Origin of the sequence: Enterococcus sp. HMSC076E04 (genome assembly GCF_001814285.1) — a bacterium.
Taxonomy (GTDB): Bacteria; Bacillota; Bacilli; order Lactobacillales; family Enterococcaceae; genus Enterococcus_B; species Enterococcus_B lactis.
Map to the genome: position 1 here is coordinate 1 of NZ_KV815617.1, position 545 is coordinate 545.

Consider the following 545-nt stretch of genomic DNA (forward strand, 5'->3'; position numbering starts at 1 on the left):
TTTCTATTTACACAAAATATTTTACACTCTCGAAAAAAACTTTTAAATTGATTCTTTTTATTTATCATAAAGATATAGATACATAATCATTTTCGCTTACATATATTTGAATATGAACTAAAAACAGCAAGAAAGAAGATGATCAAATGTATTATGTAGAAGTAAAAACAAAAGGTGTCAAAAATAAACAATATGTGAAAGGCATGAGTAATGAGTATCCTTTACTTGGTTCATGGAAAGAAGCAGCACCTTTTTCCAAACCATGTGCCATAAAAATAAAGAGCGAGCTGGAAAAAGAACTGACTTGCGGCAAAGCAGTTGTAACCATCATCGAAAAGTAACAGTGCAAAAACTAATGAATGACTTATTCCAACACTTAAGCCGTATAGAAAGGAAGCAAAATATGGATTATACTGTTGAGTTTGACAGTGAACTATTGGAACAATTTCCGCAAGAGGTACATCTCGCATACAAAAAAACTATTTCTAAAAAAGTCATAGAGCATGTAGACTGGTGTTAGGATGATTTAGTGGACACATTTTGGG

Annotated in this window: 1 protein-coding gene; it reads left to right on the forward strand. The window is 31.6% G+C overall.

All coding sequences use genetic code 11. From position 1 onward, the window contains the following. Positions 1-146: 146 nt before the first annotated feature. On the forward strand, positions 147-341 hold the full coding sequence (locus tag HMPREF2961_RS10230) for a hypothetical protein (RefSeq protein WP_002292375.1): 195 nt from the start codon (positions 147-149) through the stop codon (positions 339-341). Positions 342-545: the final 204 nt, after the last annotated feature.

Excerpts from the sequence above, each read along its gene's own strand:
- HMPREF2961_RS10230 (WP_002292375.1), top strand. The coding sequence starts at position 147 with ATGTATTATGTAGAAGTAAAAACAAAAGGTGTCAAAAATAAACAATAT.